The sequence below is a fragment of the Burkholderia sp. Bp9143 genome (assembly GCF_003853645.1).
Lineage (GTDB): Bacteria > Pseudomonadota > Gammaproteobacteria > Burkholderiales > Burkholderiaceae > Burkholderia.
Window position 1 is genome coordinate 18,209 of the sequence record NZ_QTPO01000069.1, and the last position, 19,899, is coordinate 38,107.

The window sequence follows — 19,899 nt, forward strand, 5'->3', positions numbered from 1 at the left end:
GCGCGTCGTGCGACATGCCGGTTCAGCCGGTCGCGCCGGCGAGCACGGCCGGCACGTTGTGGCCGTAGCATCGCTCCTCGACACGCTCGGCGATGCGCCAGCCGAGCGCGGTGCGCACGAACCGGTCGACGTACCACAGCCCGAGAAACATCACCTGCGTGCCGCCGTCCGGCAGCGCGACTTCCATCGGATTGAAGCAGATCGTGCGGCCGCGCGCGGTGTCGCCATCGAGCGTGATCGACAGGTTGCCGACCATGTGCTGGTACTGCGGGAACTGCGGCAGCACGGTGCGTAGCCACGCCTTCACGTCCGGATAGGTGCCGGCGATGCCGCCCATCGCGCGATAGTCGATCCTCGCGTCGCGCGTGAACACCGCATCGAGCGCGTCGAAGTCGCGCGCATCGATCGCGCTCGAGTACGCGACGATCAGCTCGCGGATGTCGTGATGGTCGGAGAGGGTTTGCAGATCGGGCATCGGCTGCGCTCCGTCACGCGCTTTTGTGCTGGCGTGCCGCATGCAGCGCTTCCGCACGCTGCTTCACGTCGCGCGCGCACTGGTCGAATCCCTGTTTCACCCAGCCGCCGTGCTCGCGCATGATCGTTTCCGCGTTGATGCCGAGAAACTGGTCGGTCGTGAAGTAGCGGCAGCGTTCGGCGCCGTCGGCTTCGACGTACTGGTCGCGGCGCGCGGCGTCCTTGTTGTCGTCGGTCGGGCGCTGCTCCCACGACAGCAGGCGCTCGGGCTCGCACGCGACGAGGATTTCGTTGACGGGAATCACCGTCTCCGTGCCCGGAATGCGCACCTGCATGGTCACGAAGTCGCCGATCCGGCCGGTCGTTTCGAGGCCGACGCAGAACGCGTTCCATTCGCCGTAGCGCGGGAAGTCGGTCAGCACTTCCCAGACGACGGACGCGGGGGCGTCGATCGCGACGGTGATCGAGGTGACGAGATTGGCTGGTTTGGTCATGGCAAGTATCGGGTGAGATCGAGGGAAAGGATGGGACCGCGGGCGAGCACGCACCGACGAGCAAGCGCCGCGATGGCCGGAACGGTCCGCGCGGGCGCCGGCGGGCATGGCGGATGCGTCGCGCGATGCAAGGGGTTGACCAGCGGCCGGCGTGTGCCGCGTATCGCGGCGAACCCGACATCGAGCGTAGGCCGGCACGCGCGGCGAAGAATCGTCGGAATGGACTAAGGCGTTTCACCGGGCCGGCGATCCGGCGGCGGCATGGGAGCGCAACGCGCGAGCGCGTGCGGCATGCGGGTCGAACGTCGACATCGCGCGAGCCTGCCGCGACAATACGGGTCACATTTCAGCTTCCTGCCCCGAGGTGCCCGTGCCAGCCAAGTCGTCCGTTGCTCCTGCCGTCGTGTGGTTCCGCGACGATCTGCGCGTGACCGACCAGCCCGCGTTGACGCGCGCGGTCGCGTCGGGCCGGCCGCTCGTGTGCGTGTATGTCGACGACACGGGCGAACGCGCGGGGCGCGCGCTCGGCGGCGCGGCGCGCTGGTGGCTGCACGGGGCGCTCACCGGACTCGATGCGGCGCTCACACGTCATGGCGGCCGCCTGCTGCTGTTGCGCGGCGATGCGCCGCGCGAGATCGAACGCGTCGTGCACGACACGGGCGCGGCGGCCGTGTACTGGAACCGCCGCTATGCGCAGCCGCAGCGCGATGCCGATGCGGCATTGAAGGCGCCGCTGAAGGCACGCGGCCTCGAGGTCGAGAGCAGCAACGGCAGCCTGCTGAACGAACCGTGGGACGTGCTGACGGGCGCCGGCACGCCGTTCCAGGTGTTCACCGCATACTGGCGCGCGGTGCGGCGCGATCGCACGGTGGCAGTGCCGCTGCCGGAACCGGAGCGGATCGCGTTTCATCCGTGGCCGGCCCGCGTGCGCGAACGCGCGCTGGCGCTCGACGCGCTCGCATTGCGCCCGCACGCGCCGGACTGGGCGGGCGGCCTGCGCGACGCGTGGCCGGCACCCGATGAAGCCGGCGCGCATGCGCGGCTCGACGCGTTTTCCCTCGAGTCGCTGGCCGGATACGCCGATACACGCGATCGCCCCGACCAGCCAGCGACGAGCCGGCTGTCTCCGTTCCTGCGCTTCGGCAACCTGTCGCCGCGACAGGTGTGGCATGCGGTGCAGGGTGCCGCACAGGCGCGCGGAGGGGCCTGCTCGGCCGGCGCCGAGAAATTCCTGAGCGAACTCGGCTGGCGCGAATTCAGCCACGTGCTGCTGTATCACTTCCCGGCGCTCGCGACCGACAACTTCCGCGCGCAGTTCGACGCGATGCCGTGGCGCGACGATCCCGCCGCGCTGCGCGCCTGGCAGCGCGGGCTGACCGGCTATCCGCTCGTCGATGCGGGAATGCGCGAACTGTGGACGACCGGCTGGATGCACAACCGCGTGCGGATGGTCGTCGCGTCGTTTCTCGTCAAGCATCTGCTGATCGACTGGCGGGCCGGCGAACGCTGGTTCCACGACACGCTCGTCGACGCGGACGCCGCGAACAATCCGGCGAACTGGCAATGGGTGGCCGGCTGCGGCGCCGACGCCGCGCCGTATTTCCGCATCTTCAATCCGGTGACGCAGGGCCGGAAGTTCGACCCGCAGGGTGCGTACGTGCGCCGCTGGGTGCCGGAACTCGCGGGCCTCGACGCGGCGACGATCCATGCGCCGTGGGAGGCGTCGCCGGTGGCGCTCGCGGCGGCCGGCGTGCGGCTCGACATCGACTATCCGGCGCCGATCGTCGATCACGACGGCGCGCGGCGTCGCGCGCTCGATGCGCTGGCCACGTTGCCGAAGCGTCACTAAGTGCCACTGAGCGCAGCAGCCGCGCATCCGTGCGCGCGGCACCGCTCGTCGTGTCAGTCGCAGAACGCCGCGTGCTCGAGCAGCGCGAGCGCGACGCCCGAATCGAAGTAGGCCGCGCCGCACCACACGATGAATGCGAGCACGCCGGCGGCCAGTGCCGCACGGATCATGCCCACGCGGCCTTGCCCGGCACCGGCCGCGCGATGCGCGCGTCGTCGATCGGCAGGTGCAGCAGCGCGGCCAGCACGCCGAGCGCGATCGAGCCGATCCACAGCGGCAGGTAAGAATGCGTCGCCTCGTACACGAGCGCGCCGAGCCAGACGCCGAAGAAGCTGCCGAGCTGGTGCCCGAAGAAGACGAAGCCGAACAGCGTCGCGATGTAGCGCACGCCGAACACCTGCGAGATCACGCCGTTGGTCAGCGGCACCGTGCCGAGCCACGTGAAGCCCATCACGGCCGCGAACACGTAGACGCTCGCGGGCGACAACGGCGCCGCGACGAATGCGGCCATCGCCAGCGCGCGCACGAGATACAGCACGGACAGCACGTACTTGCGCCGCAGCAGGCCGCCAAGATGGCCGCATGCGTAAGTGCCGGCCACGTTGGTCAGCGCGATCAGCGCGAGCGCGACGCTGGCGTGGCGCGCCGGCAGGCCGTGATCGAGCAGGTAGGCGGGCAGGTGGGTCGCGATGAACGCGAGCTGGAATCCGCAGGCGAAGAACCCTGCGTTCAGCAGCCAGAAGCCGCGGTGCGCGAACGCTTCGCGCACCGCCGCACCGATCGACTGGTCGGGGCCGTCCGTGCGGCTCGCGGCCTGCGCGGGCCGGTCGTGCACCAGTACGGCGAGCGGCGCGAGCAGCGCGGCGACGAGGGCGAGCGCGACGAATGCATGCTGCCAGCCGATGCCGCCGATCAGCACCTGCGCGACCGGCACCATGCAGAACTGGCCGAGCCCGCCGATCGCACCGGCGACGCCGAGCGCCCAGCCGCGCCGGTCGGGCGGAAACAGCCGGCTCAGCGCGCCGTAGATCGACGCGAAGGCCGATCCCGACAGCGCGATGCCGATCACGAGCCCCGCGCCGACCGTGAACACGCCGGCCGACGCCGCCAGCGCCATCGTGACGAGCCCGGCCGCGTACAGCAGCATGCCGGCGACGATCACGCGCACCGACCCGAAGCGGTCGGCGATCATCCCTGTGAACGGCTGCGCGATGCCCCAGATCAGGTTCTGCAGTGCGAGCGCGAGGCCGAACGCTTCGCGCGACCAGCCGTGGTCGAGCGTGACGGGAGCGAGGAACAACCCCTGCACGTGGCGGATGCCGAGCGCGGCACCCATGATCAGGCCGCCCGCGAGCACCGGCAGCCAGCGGCGCCGGGCGTCTTGTTCGATCGGGGTCATGCGTGTCTCCGGATGAATGCGTGCGGCGCGGCGGCCGCGTTCGATCCGATTAGACGACCCGGTGGCGGCGTCGCTCAAGCGATCATTCGGTCGGGTTCGCATGCTTGGGGGGAATGCGAAGCCGAATGGTTGCGAGGCCGGCGGACCCTGAGAGCCGCCACGACGCAGGCGGGTGCGTATCGTCAGGGCGGTTGCGGCGGAACAGGTGCACCTTCGCATCGCTTGCCGGGGCGTGATCCGCCGCGCAATGCCGCACAGGCACCGGCCCGACGCGGCACATCGCGCCCGGCTTATCGCTGCGCCACGCCGTACGCGCGCATTGCCGCGTCGCATTCGGCTGCTTCCGCGAGAATCCAGTCGCGCACATCGGCGACCTCGCGGCGCGGTGCCGGATCGTGCCGGAACAGCCAGTAGCCGTACGCATCCGACAACGCCTGCGAGTGCGGGCCGAGCACCGCGAGCCGGCCGTCGGCGAGCATCGGCGCGACGAGCGCGAGCCGCCCGAGCGCGACGCCCTGGCCGGCGATCGCCGCGTGGATCACCTGGTCGTACTGGTTGAAGCGCAGCACGCCCTTCGGGCGCGCGTCGCCGAGCCCGGCCGCGTGCAGGTGCGCACGCCACTGCAGTTGGGTTTGCGGCGGCCCGTCGAATTCGAGCAGCACATGATCGGCGATCGCGGCCGCGTCGGTGACGGGCCGGGTGGCCAGCGCGGGGTGCGCGACCGGCACGACGATCTCGTCGAACAGGCGCAGCGCACCGGCCGGCGCGCGCTCGCGCGGGCAGTAGCGGATGCCGAGGTCGATGCCTTCCGCGCGCAAATCGAGTACCTTGTCGTTCGCGGCCACGCGCAAGTCGATGTCGGGCAGGCGCGCCTGCAGGCGCCCGAGCCGCGGCAGCAGCCACAGCGCGGTGACGCCGATGCTCGCGGTGATCGTGACGGGCTGCCGCTCGCGCGCGGCGGCGAGCGATGCGACGGTGTCCTGCAGGCTGAGCAGCGCCGCATCCGCGGCGCGGAACAGCCGCTCGCCTTCCGGCGTGAACGCGATCTTGCGATAGCCGCGCTGCAGCAGCGCGACGCCGAGATGTGCTTCGAGCGCATGCACCTGGCGGCTGACCGCCGACTGCGTGACACACAGATCCTGCGCGGCGAGCGTGATGCTCATGCGGCGGCCGACGGCGACGAAGCCGCGCACGAGGTCCAGCGACGGGAGACGGACGAGCGGCGTTGACATGCGTAGGGCTCATGCGAACGGAGCAGCAAGATTGGTTGAGAACGCCGGGCGCGTCAAGTTCAATGGAAGCTGGCCGATCGGGCGGGCGCCGGGTCATGCGGCGCCGCACAGGAGACAGGATGACGAATTCGAACGAAGCAGGCGGGGCCGCGCGCACGGCGGATCGACCAACTGAGCGTCCGGCGGGCGCGTTGCCGCCGGAGCGCGTGACGCTGACGGCAGCCGACGGTTACGTGCTGCGCGGCTACGTGTGGCGCCATCGGGGCGGCGGCGCCGTGCGGCCCGTGACGGTCGTCAATTGTGCGACGTCGGTGCGCTGCGACTATTACTTCCGCTTCGCGGCCTGGCTGTTCTCGCAGGGGCGCGACGTGCTCGTGTACGACTATCGCGGGATCGGCGGCTCGCGCCCCGCGCGGCTCGCGAAGCTGCGCGCGAACTGGCTCGACTGGGGGCGGCTCGATTGCGAGGCCGCATTGCAGTACGCGCGCGACGCGTTTGCCGGCCAGCCGCTCGACGTCGTCGCGCACAGCATCGGCGGCTGCGTGCTCGGGCTCGCGGCGTCGAACGCGTACGTGCGCCACGTGGTGACCGTGGGCGCGCAGTATGCGTACTGGCGCGACTATCGGCCGGCAGAGCGGCGGCGCATGTGGTGGAAGTGGCACGTCGCGATGCCCGCGCTCGCGGCCGTGTTCGGCTACGTGCCCGCGAAACGGCTCGGCTGGATGGAAGACACGCCGCGCGGCGTCGCGCTGTCGTGGGTGCGCTCGCAATCGCGCTTCGAGGACGCCTACACACACGGCCCGCTTGCCGAAACCGCGGCGAGCCGCGCCGCGTTGCCGGCCCGCTTCGCTCGGCTGCCGGCGCCGATGCTCGCGATCGGCCTCGACGACGACGGGTTCGGCACGGTCGACGCGATCGAACGGCTGGTCGGCTACTACACGGGCAGCGACGTCACGCACCTGCGGATCGCGCCGTGCGACATCGGCGTCGACGCGATCGGCCACTTCGCGTTCTTCCACAGCCGCTTCACCGACACGCTGTGGCCGGTCGCGCTGTACTGGCTGCAACACGGCGCGCTGCCGGCCGATGCGCCGGGCCGCGTCCACGCGCGCCATCCGGCGCAGCGTCCGCGGCTGGCGGGAAGCGGCGTGCCGGGTGCCGTCGCGCACGGGTGAACGCACACGCGCGCGCAGCCAGGCCATCGCGTCGATGAGGCGGCCGCGCCGGCTGCCGCTGCCGCTGCCGTTGCCGACGGTCGCGGTCGCGATGCGTCGGTCTCCGTTCCGTGCGATCGATTAACATCGGGCGTTTCGTTCGCCTGGCTGCAGCGTGCCGATGTCCATTCCGCCCGATTCCGAGATTTCCGCCGACCTGTCCCGCGCGTGGCGCGTGCACCGGCTCGATGTGCCGCCTGCCGCGTCGCGTGCCGGCGTGCAGGTCGCGCGCGTCGATTTCAACTGGCACGTGCCGCTCGCGTTGCCTGCTTACGCGGCACTGAGCGACGCCGAACGCGCGCGTGCCGGCCGCTACCTGCGGCACGAGGATGCGGTGCGCAGTGCCGCGACGCGCGCCGCGCTGCGCGACGTGCTCGGTGCGGCGCTCGGTGTCGCGCCGCAGGACATCGCGATCGTGGTCGACGAATCGGGACGGCCGTCGCTGGATCCCGCGCATCGCGCGTCGCTCGATTTCAACGTGTCGCATGCGGGCGATCACGCGCTGATCGCGTGGGCCGGGACGGGGCGCGTCGGCGTCGATATCGAAAGCTGCAATCGCACGACCGACTGGCGTGCGCTGACACGCGAAGTGTGCGCGGCCGCCGAGGCCGCGTATCTCGACGGCCTGCCGCTCGCCGCGCGTGCCGACGCGTTCATGCGCGTGTGGTCCGCGAAGGAGGCGCTACTGAAGGCGCTCGGCACCGGCATCGTCGGCGGGCTGCGCGCGTTCGCGGTCGTGCCGCCGCGCGATGCGGCGACGCCCGCGACGACGATCGTCGAGCCGGCCGCGCCCGCCGCCGGCGTGGCCGCGTTCGACGCGGGCTGGCTCGACGCGGCGCCCGGCTACGCGGCGTGCGTCGCGTGGACACGCTGAACCCGTTTCAGCACGCGACGCTCACTCGAGCGGCGCATCGTTCGGCGCCGTATAGCGCGCCTTGATCACGTCGCTCATCGGGAAGTCGAACGCGAGCCCCTTCGGCGGCACCGGCTTCATGAACCATTTGTCGTACAGCGCGTTGATCTCGCCGCTCTTCATCAGCTGCACGAGCACGCCGTCGACGAGCGCCTTGAACTGCGGATCGTCCTTGCGCAGCATGAACCCGTACGCTTCCGACGATTGCGGCGTGCCGACGATCACCCAGTCGGCCGGCTTCGCCGCGAGCTGGCGCACGCCGGCGAGCAGCACGTCGTCCATCATGTAGGCGGCCGCGCGGCCCGATTCGAGCGTGAGGCGTCCCTCGCCGTAGTCCTTCGCGCTGATGATCTGCATGTTCATCTTCTTTTCCTCGTTCATCTTGCGCAGCAGGCGTTCGGACGTCGTGCCCTGGTTCGTCACGACCGTCTTGCCGGCGAGATCGGGGAAGTCGCGGATGCCCGAGGTCGTGCGTGTGAGCAGGCGCGTCGTCGCGACGAAGAAGGTGGTCGAGAACGCGACCTGCGCGTGGCGCGCCGCGAGGTTGGTGGTCACCCCGCATTCGAGATCGACGGTGCCGTTCTGCACCAGCGGGATGCGGTTTTGCGACGTGACCGGGATGAAGCGCACCTGCAGGTCGGGCTTGCCGGTGCGCGACTTCACGGCGGCGATCACGCGGTCGCACAGGTCCTGCGAGAAGCCGATCACCTTGCCGCTCGCGTCGACATAGGAGAACGGCACCGACGTCTCGCGATGGCCGATCGAGATCAGGTTGCCCTGCCGGATCTTCTCGAGCGTGCCGGACAGCGGCTCCGCGGCGAGCGACGCGCCGCACGCAAGCGCGCAGGCGGCGACGAGCAGGCTGCGGCCGAACAGGGCGGTCAACCGGGGCGGGATGGTCATGGCAGTTCTCCGTGGGCGGATTGTAGGGAAATGCAGATTCGTATGTTGCCAAAGACAAAATAATTGCAACATATGTTAAGCGCGGAGTCTGCCGGGCAGGTCCGGCGGGCCGCGCCGGACATCAGGGAAACTCCCGAGTCGAAATCATGAAAAACGGGGTTGTCTAGACAAGTTCCGGTGGCTACACTGCAATCCATCCCGAACTTGTCTAGACAGGATTGCTCACATGATTACGTTGACCCCCGGCCACCTGACCCTCCCGCAACTGCGCAAGATCGCTCGCGAATCCGTGCAGCTCAAGCTCGACCCGGCGAGCTTCGCGAAGATCGACGCCGGTGCGAAGGCCGTCGCCGACATCGCGGCAAAGGGCGAGCCGGCATACGGCATCAACACGGGCTTCGGCCGCCTGGCCAGCACGCACATCCCGCACGACCAGCTCGAGCTGCTGCAGAAGAACCTGGTGCTGTCGCACGCGGTCGGCGTGGGCGAGCCGATGGCACGCTCGTCGGTGCGCCTGCTGATGGCACTGAAGCTGTCGAGCCTCGGCCGCGGCCACTCGGGCATCCGCCGCGAAGTGATGGACGCGCTGATCACGCTGTTCAACGCCGACGTGCTGCCGCTGATCCCGGTGAAGGGTTCGGTCGGCGCATCGGGCGACCTCGCGCCGCTCGCGCACATGTCGGCCGTGCTGCTCGGCGTCGGCGAAGTGTTCATCCGCGGCGAGCGTGCGAGCGCGCTCGACGGTCTGCGCGTCGCGGGCCTCGCGCCGCTGACGCTGCAGGCGAAGGAAGGCCTGGCGTTGCTGAACGGCACGCAGGCATCGACGGCACTGGCGCTCGACAACATGTTCGCGATCGAAGACCTGTACCGCACCGCGCTCGTCGCGGGTGCACTGTCGGTCGACGCGGCCGCCGGCTCGGTGAAGCCGTTCGACGCCCGCATCCACGAACTGCGCGGCCATCAAGGCCAGATGGACGCGGCCGCGTCGTACCGCGACCTGCTCGAAGGCTCGCCGATCAACCAGTCGCACCGCGACTGCGACAAGGTGCAGGATCCGTACAGCCTGCGCTGCCAGCCGCAGGTGATGGGCGCGTGTCTGGACCAGATGCGCCATGCGGCCGCCGTGCTGCTGGTCGAAGCGAACGCCGTGTCGGACAACCCGCTGATCTTCCCGGATACCGGCGAAGTGCTGTCGGGCGGCAACTTCCACGCCGAACCCGTCGCATTCGCGGCCGACAACCTCGCGCTCGCCGCATCGGAAATCGGCGCGCTGGCCGAGCGCCGCATCGCGCTCCTGATCGACGCGACGCTGTCGGGCCTGCCCCCGTTCCTCGTGAAGGACGGCGGCGTGAACTCGGGCTTCATGATCGCCCACGTGACGGCTGCCGCGCTGGCATCGGAAAACAAGACGCTCGCGCACCCGGCGTCGGTCGACTCGCTGCCGACCTCGGCGAACCAGGAAGACCACGTGTCGATGGCGACGTTCGCCGCGCGCAAGCTCGCCGACATCGCGGACAACACGAAGCACATCCTCGCGATCGAACTGCTGGCCGCCGCCCAGGGCGTCGACCTGCGCGCGCCGTACCACACGAGCCCGAAGCTCGCGCCCGTGATGGAAACGATCCGCAGCCAGGTTGCGCACTACGAGCTCGACCACTACTTCGCACCGGACATCGCGGTGATCGCGAAGCTCGTCGGCGAGCGCGCGTTCGCGAAGGTTGCGCCGTTCTCGTTCGCATCGGAACAGTAAGCCCATGAGCGCGCCGGTCTACCAGGAGATCAAGGATTTCATCCTGGGCCGCATTCACGCCGGCGAGTGGGCGGAGGGCGACCAGGTGCCCTCCGAGAACGAACTGGCCCGCGAGTTCAAGGTCGCGCGCATGACCGTCAACCGCGCGTTGCGCGAGTTGACGGCCGAGCAGGTGCTGACGCGCATGAAGGGCGCCGGCACCTATGTCGCGCGGCCGAAGTACGAGTCGACGCTCGTTGCGATCCGCAGCATCTCGGAGGAGGTCGACGCGCGCGGGCATGCGTACCGCGCCAGCGTGCTCGGCCTCGAGACGATCCGCGCCGACGAGGCGCTCGCCGACGAGATGCAGATGGCCGTGCGCGCGAAGCTGTTTTATTCGCAGGTGTTGCACTTCGAGAACGACGAACCCGTCCAGCTCGAAGAACGGTGGGTGAATCCGGCGGTGGCGCCGGATTATGCCGAGCAGGATTTCACGAACACGACGCCGAACCTGTACCTGATGCGCGCGGCCCCGCTGCAGCGCGTCGAGTACCGGATCGAAGCGGCGGCTCCGGCGCCCGAGCGGCGCGAGCAGCTGCGGATGGACGACGTCGAGCCGTGTCTGGTTTTACATCGGCGCACCTGGTCGCAGGGCGTCGTCGCCTCGGTGGCGAATCTGTGGCACCCCGGCAGCCGTTATCGCTTCACCGGGCATTTCTGATTCCTATTGATATTCACTTTCCCTCGGGAGCAGTCGTCATGAACCATCCGAAACACATCGATCCCCGTCTCGATCCGACGCGCACGATCCGCGCACCGCGCGGCAGCGAGAAGGTCTGCAAGACCTGGCTGGCCGAAGCGGCCTACCGGATGATCCAGAACAACCTGGATCCGGAAGTCGCCGAGCATCCGCACGCGCTCGTCGTGTACGGCGGCATCGGCCGCGCGGCGCGCAACTGGGAATGCTACGACCAGATCCTCGCGTCGCTGAAGGACCTCGGCGAAGACGAGACGCTGCTCGTGCAATCGGGCAAGCCGGTCGGCGTGTTCCGCACGCACAAGGATGCGCCGCGCGTGCTGCTCGCGAACTCGAACCTCGTGCCGCACTGGGCGACCTGGGATCACTTCAACGAGCTCGACCGCAAGGGTCTGATGATGTACGGCCAGATGACGGCCGGCAGCTGGATCTACATCGGCAGCCAGGGCATCGTGCAGGGCACCTATGAAACGTTCTTCTCGGTCGCGAACCAGCACTTCAACGGCGACCCGTCGGGCCGCTGGATCCTGACGGGCGGTCTCGGCGGCATGGGCGGCGCGCAGCCGCTCGCGGCGACGATGGCCGGCTTCTCGATGATCGCGGTCGAATGCGACGAGACGCGCATCGACTTCCGCCTGAAGACGCGCTACGTCGACAAGAAGGCGACGACGCTCGACGAGGCGCTCGGCATGATCGAGGAAGCGAAGCGCACTGGCAAGCCGGTGTCGATCGGCCTGCTCGGCAATGCGGCCGACGTGTTCACGGAGTGCGTCGAGCGCGGCATCACGCCGGACTGCGTGACCGACCAGACGAGCGCGCACGATCCGATCAACGGCTACCTGCCGCAAGGCTGGAGCGTCGCACAATGGCGCGAGACGCAGAAGGTCGACCCGCAAGGCATCGTGCATCCGGCGAAGCAGTCGATGGCCGTGCAGGTGCGTGCGATGCTGACGCTGCAGGAACGCGGCGCGGCCACGCTCGACTACGGCAACAACATCCGCCAGATGGCGCTGGAAATGGGCGTCGAGAACGCGTTCGATTTCCCGGGCTTCGTGCCGGCCTATATCCGCCCGCTGTTCTGCGAAGGCAAGGGCCCGTTCCGCTGGGTCGCGCTGTCGGGCGATCCGGAAGACATCTACAAGACCGACCAGAAGGTGAAGGAGCTGATCCCCGACGATCCGCACCTGCACAACTGGCTCGACATGGCACGTGAGCGCATCGCGTTCCAGGGCCTGCCGGCACGGATCTGCTGGGTCGGCGTGAAGGATCGCTATCGCCTCGGCCAGGCGTTCAACGAGATGGTGAAGAACGGTGAACTGAAGGCCCCGATCGTGATCGGCCGCGACCACCTCGACACCGGTTCGGTCGCGAGCCCGAACCGCGAGACGGAATCGATGAAGGACGGCTCGGACGCCGTGAGCGACTGGCCGCTGCTGAACGCACTGCTGAACACCGCGGGCGGCGCGTCGTGGGTGTCGCTGCACCACGGTGGCGGCGTCGGGATGGGCTTCTCGCAGCACTCGGGCGTCGTGATCGTCGCCGACGGTACCGCCGAAGCGCACGAGCGTCTCGGTCGCGTGCTGCTGAACGATCCGGCGACGGGCGTGATGCGCCATGCGGATGCCGGCTACGAACTCGCGCAGCAGACGGCCCGCGAAGCTGGCCTGAAGCTGCCGATGCTCGGCCGCTGAGCATGACGGCGCTCGACCAGGCGCCGGTGCACGCAACGCTGGCCGCCGCGACGATTCGCGCGGCGGATCTCGTTGCGTCGCCGTGGAAGAACGGCGGTGGCGTGACGCGCGAAATCGGCGTGTTCCCGCAGGGCGCCGCGCTCGATGCGTTCGCATGGCGCGTCAGCGTCGCGGACGTCGGCGCGGCCGGGCCGTTCTCGCGTTTCGACGGCATCGACCGCACGCTCGTGCTGTTGTCCGGCGCGGGCATGACGCTCGCGGAGGCGGGCGGCGCGCGCCACGTGCTCGACACGCCGCTCGCCCGTGCGGATTTCGCCGGCGAAACGGCGATCGACGCGACGCTGCATGATGGCGCGACGCGCGACTTCAACCTGATGACGCGCCGTTCGACCACGCGCGGGACGGTCGACGTGTGGCCCGAAGGCACGCATCGCGTCGAGCATGCCGATACCGTGCTGCTGTTCTGCGCGACCGGCGCGGTCGGCATCGAGATCGACGGCGTGCACTATGCACTGCAGGAAATGGACACGCTGCGGCTCGACGGGCCGCAGCGTGCGTTTGACGTCGTCGTGAGCGGAGGCGGCGCGCTGCTCGCCGTGTCGCTCGTCGTTGGCGCACGAGACTGAACGCATGAAACCGACTGTCTGGCATCACCTGAGGCTGTGTCCGCACGGCCACCCCGACGAAACGATCGACGACGCGGCAATCGCCGTCGATGAAACCGGCGCGATCGTGTGGCTCGGCGCATTTTCCGCGCTGCCGCACGGTTACGCGCACTGGCAGCGGGAAGACCTGCACGGCGCGTGGGTGACGCCGGGCCTCGTCGACTGCCATACGCACCTCGTGTACGGCGGCACGCGTGCCGACGAGTTCGCGCAGCGCCTCGCCGGCGTCAGCTACGAGGAGATCGCACGGCAGGGCGGCGGGATCGTGTCGACGGTGCGCGCGACGCGCGCAGCCGACGAGACGACGCTGTTCGTGCAGGCCGCCGCGCGCCTGCAGCCGCTGCTCGCCGACGGCGTGACCGCGATCGAGATCAAGTCGGGTTACGGGCTCGACCTCGCGAGCGAGCGCAAGATGCTGCGCGTCGCGCGCCAGCTCGGCGAGCGCTTCCCGGTCACGGTCTACACGACCTTCCTCGGCGCGCACGCGCTGCCGCCGGAATACGTGGGCCGCGCGGATGACTATATCAACGAAGTGTGCGAACGGATGCTGCCGGCGCTGGCCGACGAAGGCCTCGTCGACGCGGTCGACGTGTTCTGCGAGCGCATCGGCTTTTCGCTCGCGCAGACCGAGCGCGTGTTCGAGGCCGCGACGCGGCGCGGCTTGCCGGTGAAGCTGCACGCGGAGCAGTTGTCGAACGCGGGCGGTACCGCGCTTGCCGCGCGTTATCGCGCGCTGTCCGCCGACCACCTCGAATTTCTCGACGAAGCCGGCATCGAGGCGATGAAGGCGGCCGGCACGGTCGCCGTGCTGTTGCCCGGCGCGTATTACTTCATTCGCGAAACGCAATTGCCGCCCATCCAGCTGCTGCGCAAGCACGGCGTGCCGATCGCGCTCGCGACCGATCACAACCCCGGCACGTCGCCGCTGGAATCGCTGCTGCTGACGCTGAACATGGGCTGCACGCTGTTCCGCATGACGGTACCGGAGGTGCTGCAGGGCGTGACGCGCCATGCGGCCGCTGCGCTCGGCCGCGCGGATCGCCACGGTGCGCTCGAGATCGGTCGCCAGGCCGATTTCGCGGTCTGGTCGGTCGGCTCGCTGTCGGAGCTCGCCTACTGGATCGGCCGGCCGCTGTGCGAGCAGGTCGTGCGCGGCGGTGCGACGGTGTTTCGCCGGATGAACGGCTAGCCTTGCAACAGACGAGACTCACGATGACCGAAATGACGCTGTTCGCGGATCATGCCTACCTGCCCGATGGCTGGCGCCGCAACGTGCTGCTGCGCTGGGACGCGGCCGGCACGCTGACCGACGTGACGCCCGACACCGACGCGCCGGCCGGCGTCGCGCGCACGGCCGGGCCCGTGCTGCCCGGCATGCCGAACCTGCATTCGCACGCGTTCCAGCGCGCGATGGCGGGGCTCACCGAATACCGCGCGAATCCCGCCGACAGCTTCTGGAGCTGGCGCGACCTGATGTACCGCTTCGCGCTGAAGATCACGCCCGACGCGCTCGCGGCAATCGCGCGCTGGCTGTACGTCGAGATGCTGAAGTGCGGCTACACGTCGGTGTGCGAATTCCACTACGTGCATCACGCGCAGGATGGCTCGCGCTATCCGCAGATCGCGGAACTCGGCGCGCGCGTGATCGATGCGGCGCGCTCGGCCGGCATCGGCATCACGATGCTGCCCGTGTCGTACCAGTTCGCCGGCTTCGGCAACAAGCCGCCGCGCGACGACCAGCGCCGCTTCATCAACACGCCGGACGGCCTGCTCGAGCTGCTCGACTCGATGCGGCGCGTCGCGCCCGAGCATGGCGGGCTGCGCTACGGCGTTGCGCCGCACTCGCTGCGCGCGGTGTCCGAAAGCGGGCTGCGCGTACTGCTCGAAGGCCTGCCCGACGACGCGCCGGTGCATATCCACATCGCCGAGCAGACGGCCGAAGTCGACGATTGCGTGCGTGCCTACGGCGCACGCCCCGTGCAATGGCTGCTCGATCGCTTCGACGTCGATGCGCGCTGGTGTCTCGTGCACGCGACGCACGTCGATGCGGCCGAAACGGCAGCGCTCGCGAAGCGTCGCGCGGTGGCCGGCCTGTGCCTGACCACCGAAGCGAACCTCGGCGACGGCGTGTTCCCGGCCGTCGACTATCTCGCGCAGGGCGGTGTGATCGGCGTCGGCTCGGACAGCCATGCATCGGTCGACTGGCGCTCGGAACTGCGCCTGCTCGAATACGGGCAGCGGCTCGTGCATCGCGCGCGCAACGTGCTCGCGAGCGACACGCAGGCGCATGTCGCCGACCGGCTGTTCGATGCGTCGCTCGCCGGCGGCGCGCAGGCCAGCGGGCGGCGCATCGGTGCGCTGCGCGAAGGCAGCCGCGCCGACTGGCTCGTGCTCGATCCCGATCATCCGGCGATCGCCGAACACGACAGCACGGCATGGTTGGCGGGCGCGGTGTTCGCCGAGCACGGCGACACGCCGGTGCTCGACGTCTATACCGGCGGCGAGCGCGTCGTGAGCGGCCGCCGCCATCGCGACGAAGCCGTCGCGTACGCCGACTACCGCGCCGCGCTGGCGCAACTGCTGCGCTGACGCGCGGCACCCGGCGCACGCCGCGTGCGTGCGCCGGCGGACTTTTACGGTGATGCGACATGACTGAACAACCGGCTGTATTCACGCTGAAGCAGGGCACGCTGCCGCTGCTGATCTCGATTCCGCACGCAGGCACCCACATCCCCGACGACATCGCCGCGACGATGACGCCCGACGCGCGCTTCGTCGACGATTGCGACTGGCACCTCGAGCGGCTGTACGGGTTCGCGGCGACGCTCGGCGCATCGGTCCTCGTGCCGTCGCACGCGCGTTACGTGGTCGACCTGAACCGTCCGCCCGACAACGAGAACCTGTATCCGGGGCAGGACACGACCGGGCTCGTGCCGGTCGACACGTTCGACAAGGCACCGCTGTATCCGGCGAACGCGCTGCCCGGCAACGACGAGATCATGCGCCGCCGCGACCGATACTGGCGCCCGTATCACGACGCGCTGCAAGGCGAGATCGCGCGGCTGAAGCGCGAGCACGGTCGCGTGCTCGTGTGGGAAGCGCATTCGATCCGCTCGCACGTGCCGCGCTTCTTCGAAGGCCGCCTGCCGGACTTCAACTTCGGCACGTCGAGCGGCGCGAGCGCCGCGCCGGGCCTTGCCGAGGCGCTGGCCGCATGCGTGGCTGCGCACGGCGGTTATACGGCCGTCGCGAACGGGCGTTTCAAGGGCGGCTACATCACGCGCCACTACGGCTTGCCCGCGACCGGTGTCGAAGCCGTGCAGCTCGAGCTGTCGCAGATCACCTACATGGAAGAGACGCGCCCGTATGCGTACGACGAAGCGCGCGCCGCGCAGATCGTGCCGCTGCTGCAGACGGTCGTCGAAACCGCGCTCGCGCATCGCTGATCCGTCGGCGCGCTGCGTGCGGCGGCGCGGCGATACCGCGCGCCACGGCCTGCCGGCGCGCAAGGCACGCACCGACGCAGCGCACAAAACGGCATCGACCCGGCCGGTCGATGCCGTTTTTTTTCGTCTGACCGATGTCGGGATCGATACCTGAAAATTTGACGCAATCTTTGGGTGATATAAGCTGAATGTCAGGAAGTCGTCACGCGCGCACCGGCCGCGACGGCATCGATCAGCGCCGCACCGCGCCGGAATCCGTTGCGAGACATCTTGCCGACGTGTCGCCGCGCGGCATTGCCGCCTCCGCTTCATCGCGACACGTGTCCTGCCTTCTTCAGTCAGTCGAGTACGATCGTGAAAGCCGCCAGCCCTTCGATACGCCGGACCCGAAGTCCGTCGGCGGGCGCGCCGCCTCAGGCCGGGCCGATCCGGCACGCTGATCGCGGCACGCGCGCCGCCCTCATACGCGAGCCTCGTTTCTTCGCTGTATCCCATTGCGGCCCGCGCCGCTTCAATCTCGTGACCGCGCACGTGTTCAGCGCGGTGCAGTGCGACGGCAGCGCTTCATTGTTGCCCTAGCGTCCTTTTCCGCTTTCGCATCGAGTCGCACCGCCTGTTGCCGCATCGTCCGCGCGGCACGATCGCGCATGGGCGCGTGCGGCGCCACCTCGGGCTTCCATCGTCTTGCGCGTCCGCACGCGTCGCGCATTCATCGCGGAGGCGATCATGCGACCGCGCCCGCTCGTAGCCGTCACCGCCGACCGCGTCATGCGCGGCGCCCACCCGAACCACGCGGCGGGGGAGAAGTACCTCGTCGCGCTGGTCGACGGCGCCGGCGCGCTGGCGTTCGTGCTGCCTGCGCTGGGTGAGCGGCAGCCGGTCGACGCGATCGTCGCGTCGATCGACGGGCTGCTGCTGACCGGCAGCTATTCGAACGTCGAGCCGCATCACTACGGTGGCCCGGCGAGTGCGCCCGACACGCTGCACGATCCCGCGCGCGATGCGACCGCGCTGCCGCTGATCCGCGCGGCGATCGATGCGGGTGTGCCCGTGCTCGCGATCTGCCGCGGCATGCAGGAGCTGAACGTCGCGTATGGCGGCACGCTCCATCAGCGACTGCATGCGAGCACGGGTTTCCACGATCATCGCGAGCGCGACGGCGATCCGCTCGAACGGCAGTACGGCCCCGCGCACCGCGTGCAGCTCGCGCCGGGCGGCCTGCTGCAACGGGTCGCGCGCGGCGCGCACGACGCGATGGTCAATTCGCTGCACGACCAGGGCATCGCGCGGCTCGGCGCGGGGCTCGCGGTCGAGGCGAGCGCGCCCGACGGGCTGATCGAGGCCGTCAGCGTGCGCGGCGCGCGCGCGTTCGCGCTCGGCGTGCAGTGGCATCCCGAATGGCGCTTCGCGGAACAGCCGCTGTCGCGCGACATCTTCGCGGCATTCGGCGCGGCGTGCCGCGCGCGCATGACGCACCGCATTCATGCGGCCGGCGGCACCATGCCGTCGCCGGCCGCATCCGACATCGACTGAAACGAGGCCGATCATGCAACCCGAACTGAGCGAATTCCTGCGTCAACACCGCATCACCGAAGTCGAGGCGATCATTCCCGACATGGCCGGCATCGCGCGCGGCAAGATCATTCCGCGCAACAAGTTCGAATCCGGCGAATCGATGCGCCTGCCGCAGGCCGTGATGGTGCAGACCGTCACCGGCGATTATCCGGAGGACGGCTCGCTGACCGGCGTGACCGATCCCGACATGGTGTGCGTACCCGATCCGTCGACGATCTGCCTGATTCCGTGGGCCGTCGACCCGACCGCGCAGGTGATCCACGATTGCGTGCATTTCGACGGCTCGCCCGTCGAGATCTCGCCGCGCTATGTGCTGCGCCGCGTGCTCGACCTGTACAAGGAGAAGGGCTGGAGGCCCGTGGTCGCGCCCGAGCTCGAGTTCTATCTGGTCGACATGAACGCCGACCCCGACCTGCCGTTGCGTCCCCCGGTCGGGCGCACGGGCCGCGCGGAGACGGGCCGCCAGTCGTATTCGATCGAGGCGGTCAACGAGTTCGATCCGCTGTTCGAGGACATCTACGAATACTGCGAGATGCAGGGTCTCGACATCGAGACGCTGATCCACGAGGTCGGCGCCGCGCAGATGGAGATCAACTTCGTGCACGGCGATGCGCTGTCGCTTGCCGACCAGGTGTTCCTGTTCAAGCGCACGGTGCGCGAGGCCGCGCTGCGCCACAACATGTACGCGACGTTCATGGCCAAGCCGATGGAAAACGAGCCGGGTTCCGCGATGCATATCCACCAGAGCCTCGCCGATGTGCACACCGGCCACAACCTGTTCGCCGACGAGGGCGGCGTCGTATCGCCGATGTTCCAAAGCTATCTCGCGGGACTGCAGAAATACACGCCCGCGCTGATGCCGATCTTCGCGCCGTACATCAACTCGTATCGCCGCCTGTCGCGCTTCATGGCCGCGCCGATCAACGTGCAGTGGGGCTACGACAACCGCACGGTCGGCTTTCGCATCCCGCAGTCGATGCCGGTCGCGCGGCGCATCGAGAACCGGATTCCGGGCGTCGACTGCAATCCGTACCTCGCGTTCGCGGCGACGCTCGCGGCCGGCTATCTCGGTCTCACGCAGCAGCTCGCGCCGACCGAACCGATCGCGTCAGACGGCTACGATCTGCCGTACCAGCTGCCGCGCAATCTGGAGGAGGGCATCTCGCTGATGGCCGCGTGCACGCCGCTCGCCGGCATTCTCGGCGACAAGTTCGTGAAGGCGTACCTGGCGCTGAAGGAAACCGAATACGAAGCGTTCTTCCGCGTGATCAGCTCGTGGGAACGCCGCCATCTTCTGCTGCACGTGTGAGCGTGCGGCATCGATCAGCGGAGGCAACATGACCGAACCAAACGAAGCCGTCGCCGCGCGCTCGACCGCCGAATACCGCGCGCTCGACGCAGCGCACCACATCCACCCGTTCTCGGACATGGGGGCGCTCAATCGCGCGGGCAGCCGCGTGATCGTGAAGGCCGACGGCGTGTACCTGTGGGACTCGGACGGCAACAAGGTCATCGACGGGATGGCCGGCCTCTGGTGCGTGAACGTCGGCTACGGCCG

The 19,899-nt window shown here is 69.3% G+C and carries 19 protein-coding genes and 1 pseudogene; 14 read left to right on the forward strand and 6 right to left on the reverse strand.

Annotated elements, in window-relative coordinates; all coding sequences use genetic code 11:
* Positions 1-22: 22 nt before the first annotated feature.
* Complete coding sequence (locus DIE23_RS34950) at positions 23-475, reverse strand: nuclear transport factor 2 family protein (protein ID WP_124616905.1); 453 nt, start codon at positions 473-475, stop codon at positions 23-25.
* 13 nt (positions 476-488) lie between these two features.
* A complete protein-coding gene (locus DIE23_RS34955) occupies positions 489-968 on the reverse strand; it encodes an SRPBCC domain-containing protein (RefSeq protein ID WP_124616907.1) in 480 nt (159 codons plus the stop codon).
* Between the two features lie 370 nt (positions 969-1,338).
* Here DIE23_RS34955 and DIE23_RS34960 point away from each other — a divergent pair, with 370 nt between their 5' ends.
* The gene (locus DIE23_RS34960; protein ID WP_124616909.1) at positions 1,339-2,817 is read left to right on the forward strand and encodes a deoxyribodipyrimidine photo-lyase; all 1,479 of its coding nucleotides are present in this window, start codon (positions 1,339-1,341) and stop codon (positions 2,815-2,817) included.
* Between the two features lie 53 nt (positions 2,818-2,870).
* On the opposite strand, the gene DIE23_RS40535 is transcribed toward DIE23_RS34960, so the two are convergent.
* From DIE23_RS40535 to DIE23_RS34970, 3 genes are all read right to left on the reverse strand, one after another.
* Positions 2,871-2,993, reverse strand: a complete 123-nt coding sequence (locus DIE23_RS40535) for a hypothetical protein (RefSeq protein ID WP_260436317.1) — start codon at positions 2,991-2,993, stop codon at positions 2,871-2,873.
* Complete coding sequence (locus DIE23_RS34965) at positions 2,984-4,216, reverse strand: MFS transporter (RefSeq protein ID WP_124616911.1); 1,233 nt, start codon at positions 4,214-4,216, stop codon at positions 2,984-2,986. Before DIE23_RS34965 ends, DIE23_RS40535 begins: the two co-directional genes overlap by 10 nt.
* Positions 4,217-4,506: 290 nt before the next feature.
* Positions 4,507-5,448 (reverse strand): LysR substrate-binding domain-containing protein, encoded by a 942-nt coding sequence (locus tag DIE23_RS34970; RefSeq protein ID WP_124616913.1) that lies wholly within the window; start codon positions 5,446-5,448, stop codon positions 4,507-4,509.
* Positions 5,449-5,567: 119 nt separating this feature from the next.
* Between DIE23_RS34970 and DIE23_RS34975 the strand changes: the two genes are divergently transcribed.
* Both DIE23_RS34975 and DIE23_RS34980 read left to right on the forward strand, forming a co-directional pair.
* Positions 5,568-6,623 carry an alpha/beta fold hydrolase gene (locus DIE23_RS34975; RefSeq protein WP_124616915.1) on the forward strand — a complete coding sequence of 352 codons (1,056 nt, stop codon included), beginning with the start codon at positions 5,568-5,570 and terminating at the stop codon, positions 6,621-6,623.
* A gap of 160 nt (positions 6,624-6,783) precedes the next feature.
* Entirely contained in the window at positions 6,784-7,536 is a 753-nt protein-coding gene (locus DIE23_RS34980) for a 4'-phosphopantetheinyl transferase superfamily protein (RefSeq protein WP_124616916.1), read from the forward strand.
* Positions 7,537-7,557: 21 nt separating this feature from the next.
* Here DIE23_RS34980 and DIE23_RS34985 read toward each other — a convergent pair whose 3' ends face one another.
* A complete protein-coding gene (locus tag DIE23_RS34985) occupies positions 7,558-8,478 on the reverse strand; it encodes a glutamate/aspartate ABC transporter substrate-binding protein (RefSeq protein ID WP_124616918.1) in 921 nt (306 codons plus the stop codon).
* A gap of 226 nt (positions 8,479-8,704) precedes the next feature.
* Between DIE23_RS34985 and hutH the strand changes: the two genes are divergently transcribed.
* From hutH to DIE23_RS35040, 11 genes and pseudogenes are all read left to right on the forward strand, one after another.
* Positions 8,705-10,228, forward strand: coding sequence for a histidine ammonia-lyase (hutH, locus tag DIE23_RS34990; RefSeq protein ID WP_124616920.1), 1,524 nt, complete (start codon positions 8,705-8,707; stop codon positions 10,226-10,228).
* A 4-nt stretch (positions 10,229-10,232) separates the two neighbouring features.
* The gene (gene hutC, locus DIE23_RS34995; RefSeq protein WP_044847652.1) at positions 10,233-10,928 is read left to right on the forward strand and encodes a histidine utilization repressor; all 696 of its coding nucleotides are present in this window, start codon (positions 10,233-10,235) and stop codon (positions 10,926-10,928) included.
* Positions 10,929-10,966: 38 nt separating this feature from the next.
* On the forward strand, positions 10,967-12,655 hold the full coding sequence (hutU, locus tag DIE23_RS35000; RefSeq protein WP_124616922.1) for a urocanate hydratase: 1,689 nt from the start codon (positions 10,967-10,969) through the stop codon (positions 12,653-12,655).
* Positions 12,656-12,657: 2 nt separating this feature from the next.
* The gene (locus DIE23_RS35005) at positions 12,658-13,281 is read left to right on the forward strand and encodes a HutD family protein (RefSeq protein ID WP_124616924.1); all 624 of its coding nucleotides are present in this window, start codon (positions 12,658-12,660) and stop codon (positions 13,279-13,281) included.
* Positions 13,282-13,285: 4 nt separating this feature from the next.
* Positions 13,286-14,509 (forward strand): imidazolonepropionase, encoded by a 1,224-nt coding sequence (hutI, locus tag DIE23_RS35010; protein WP_124616926.1) that lies wholly within the window; start codon positions 13,286-13,288, stop codon positions 14,507-14,509.
* Between the two features lie 23 nt (positions 14,510-14,532).
* Positions 14,533-15,909 (forward strand): formimidoylglutamate deiminase, encoded by a 1,377-nt coding sequence (locus DIE23_RS35015; protein ID WP_124616928.1) that lies wholly within the window; start codon positions 14,533-14,535, stop codon positions 15,907-15,909.
* A 59-nt stretch (positions 15,910-15,968) separates the two neighbouring features.
* On the forward strand, positions 15,969-16,766 hold the full coding sequence (gene hutG, locus DIE23_RS35020; protein ID WP_124616930.1) for an N-formylglutamate deformylase: 798 nt from the start codon (positions 15,969-15,971) through the stop codon (positions 16,764-16,766).
* 188 nt (positions 16,767-16,954) lie between these two features.
* Positions 16,955-17,206, forward strand: coding sequence for a hypothetical protein (locus tag DIE23_RS39810; protein ID WP_185646596.1), 252 nt, complete (start codon positions 16,955-16,957; stop codon positions 17,204-17,206).
* Positions 17,207-17,492: 286 nt separating this feature from the next.
* A complete protein-coding gene (locus DIE23_RS35030) occupies positions 17,493-18,299 on the forward strand; it encodes a gamma-glutamyl-gamma-aminobutyrate hydrolase family protein (RefSeq protein WP_124616934.1) in 807 nt (268 codons plus the stop codon).
* A 13-nt stretch (positions 18,300-18,312) separates the two neighbouring features.
* Positions 18,313-19,650 (forward strand): glutamine synthetase family protein, encoded by a 1,338-nt coding sequence (locus tag DIE23_RS35035; protein ID WP_124616936.1) that lies wholly within the window; start codon positions 18,313-18,315, stop codon positions 19,648-19,650.
* 28 nt (positions 19,651-19,678) lie between these two features.
* Positions 19,679-19,899: pseudogene (locus tag DIE23_RS35040) on the forward strand (aminotransferase class III-fold pyridoxal phosphate-dependent enzyme); the annotation flags it as partial.

Coding starts and splice junctions, on each gene's coding strand:
- DIE23_RS34950 (WP_124616905.1), bottom strand. CDS start 475: ATGCCCGATCTGCAAACCCTCTCCGACCATCACGACATCCGCGAGCTG.
- DIE23_RS34980 (WP_124616916.1), top strand. CDS start 6,784: ATGTCCATTCCGCCCGATTCCGAGATTTCCGCCGACCTGTCCCGCGCG.
- DIE23_RS39810 (WP_185646596.1), top strand. CDS start 16,955: ATGTCAGGAAGTCGTCACGCGCGCACCGGCCGCGACGGCATCGATCAG.
- hutG (WP_124616930.1), top strand. CDS start 15,969: ATGACTGAACAACCGGCTGTATTCACGCTGAAGCAGGGCACGCTGCCG.
- DIE23_RS35035 (WP_124616936.1), top strand. CDS start 18,313: ATGCAACCCGAACTGAGCGAATTCCTGCGTCAACACCGCATCACCGAA.
- DIE23_RS34955 (WP_124616907.1), bottom strand. CDS start 968: ATGACCAAACCAGCCAATCTCGTCACCTCGATCACCGTCGCGATCGAC.
- hutC (WP_044847652.1), top strand. CDS start 10,233: ATGAGCGCGCCGGTCTACCAGGAGATCAAGGATTTCATCCTGGGCCGC.
- DIE23_RS34965 (WP_124616911.1), bottom strand. CDS start 4,216: ATGACCCCGATCGAACAAGACGCCCGGCGCCGCTGGCTGCCGGTGCTC.
- hutU (WP_124616922.1), top strand. CDS start 10,967: ATGAACCATCCGAAACACATCGATCCCCGTCTCGATCCGACGCGCACG.
- hutH (WP_124616920.1), top strand. CDS start 8,705: ATGATTACGTTGACCCCCGGCCACCTGACCCTCCCGCAACTGCGCAAG.
- DIE23_RS34970 (WP_124616913.1), bottom strand. CDS start 5,448: ATGTCAACGCCGCTCGTCCGTCTCCCGTCGCTGGACCTCGTGCGCGGC.
- DIE23_RS34975 (WP_124616915.1), top strand. CDS start 5,568: ATGACGAATTCGAACGAAGCAGGCGGGGCCGCGCGCACGGCGGATCGA.
- DIE23_RS35030 (WP_124616934.1), top strand. CDS start 17,493: ATGCGACCGCGCCCGCTCGTAGCCGTCACCGCCGACCGCGTCATGCGC.
- DIE23_RS35015 (WP_124616928.1), top strand. CDS start 14,533: ATGACCGAAATGACGCTGTTCGCGGATCATGCCTACCTGCCCGATGGC.
- hutI (WP_124616926.1), top strand. CDS start 13,286: ATGAAACCGACTGTCTGGCATCACCTGAGGCTGTGTCCGCACGGCCAC.
- DIE23_RS34985 (WP_124616918.1), bottom strand. CDS start 8,478: ATGACCATCCCGCCCCGGTTGACCGCCCTGTTCGGCCGCAGCCTGCTC.
- DIE23_RS35005 (WP_124616924.1), top strand. CDS start 12,658: ATGACGGCGCTCGACCAGGCGCCGGTGCACGCAACGCTGGCCGCCGCG.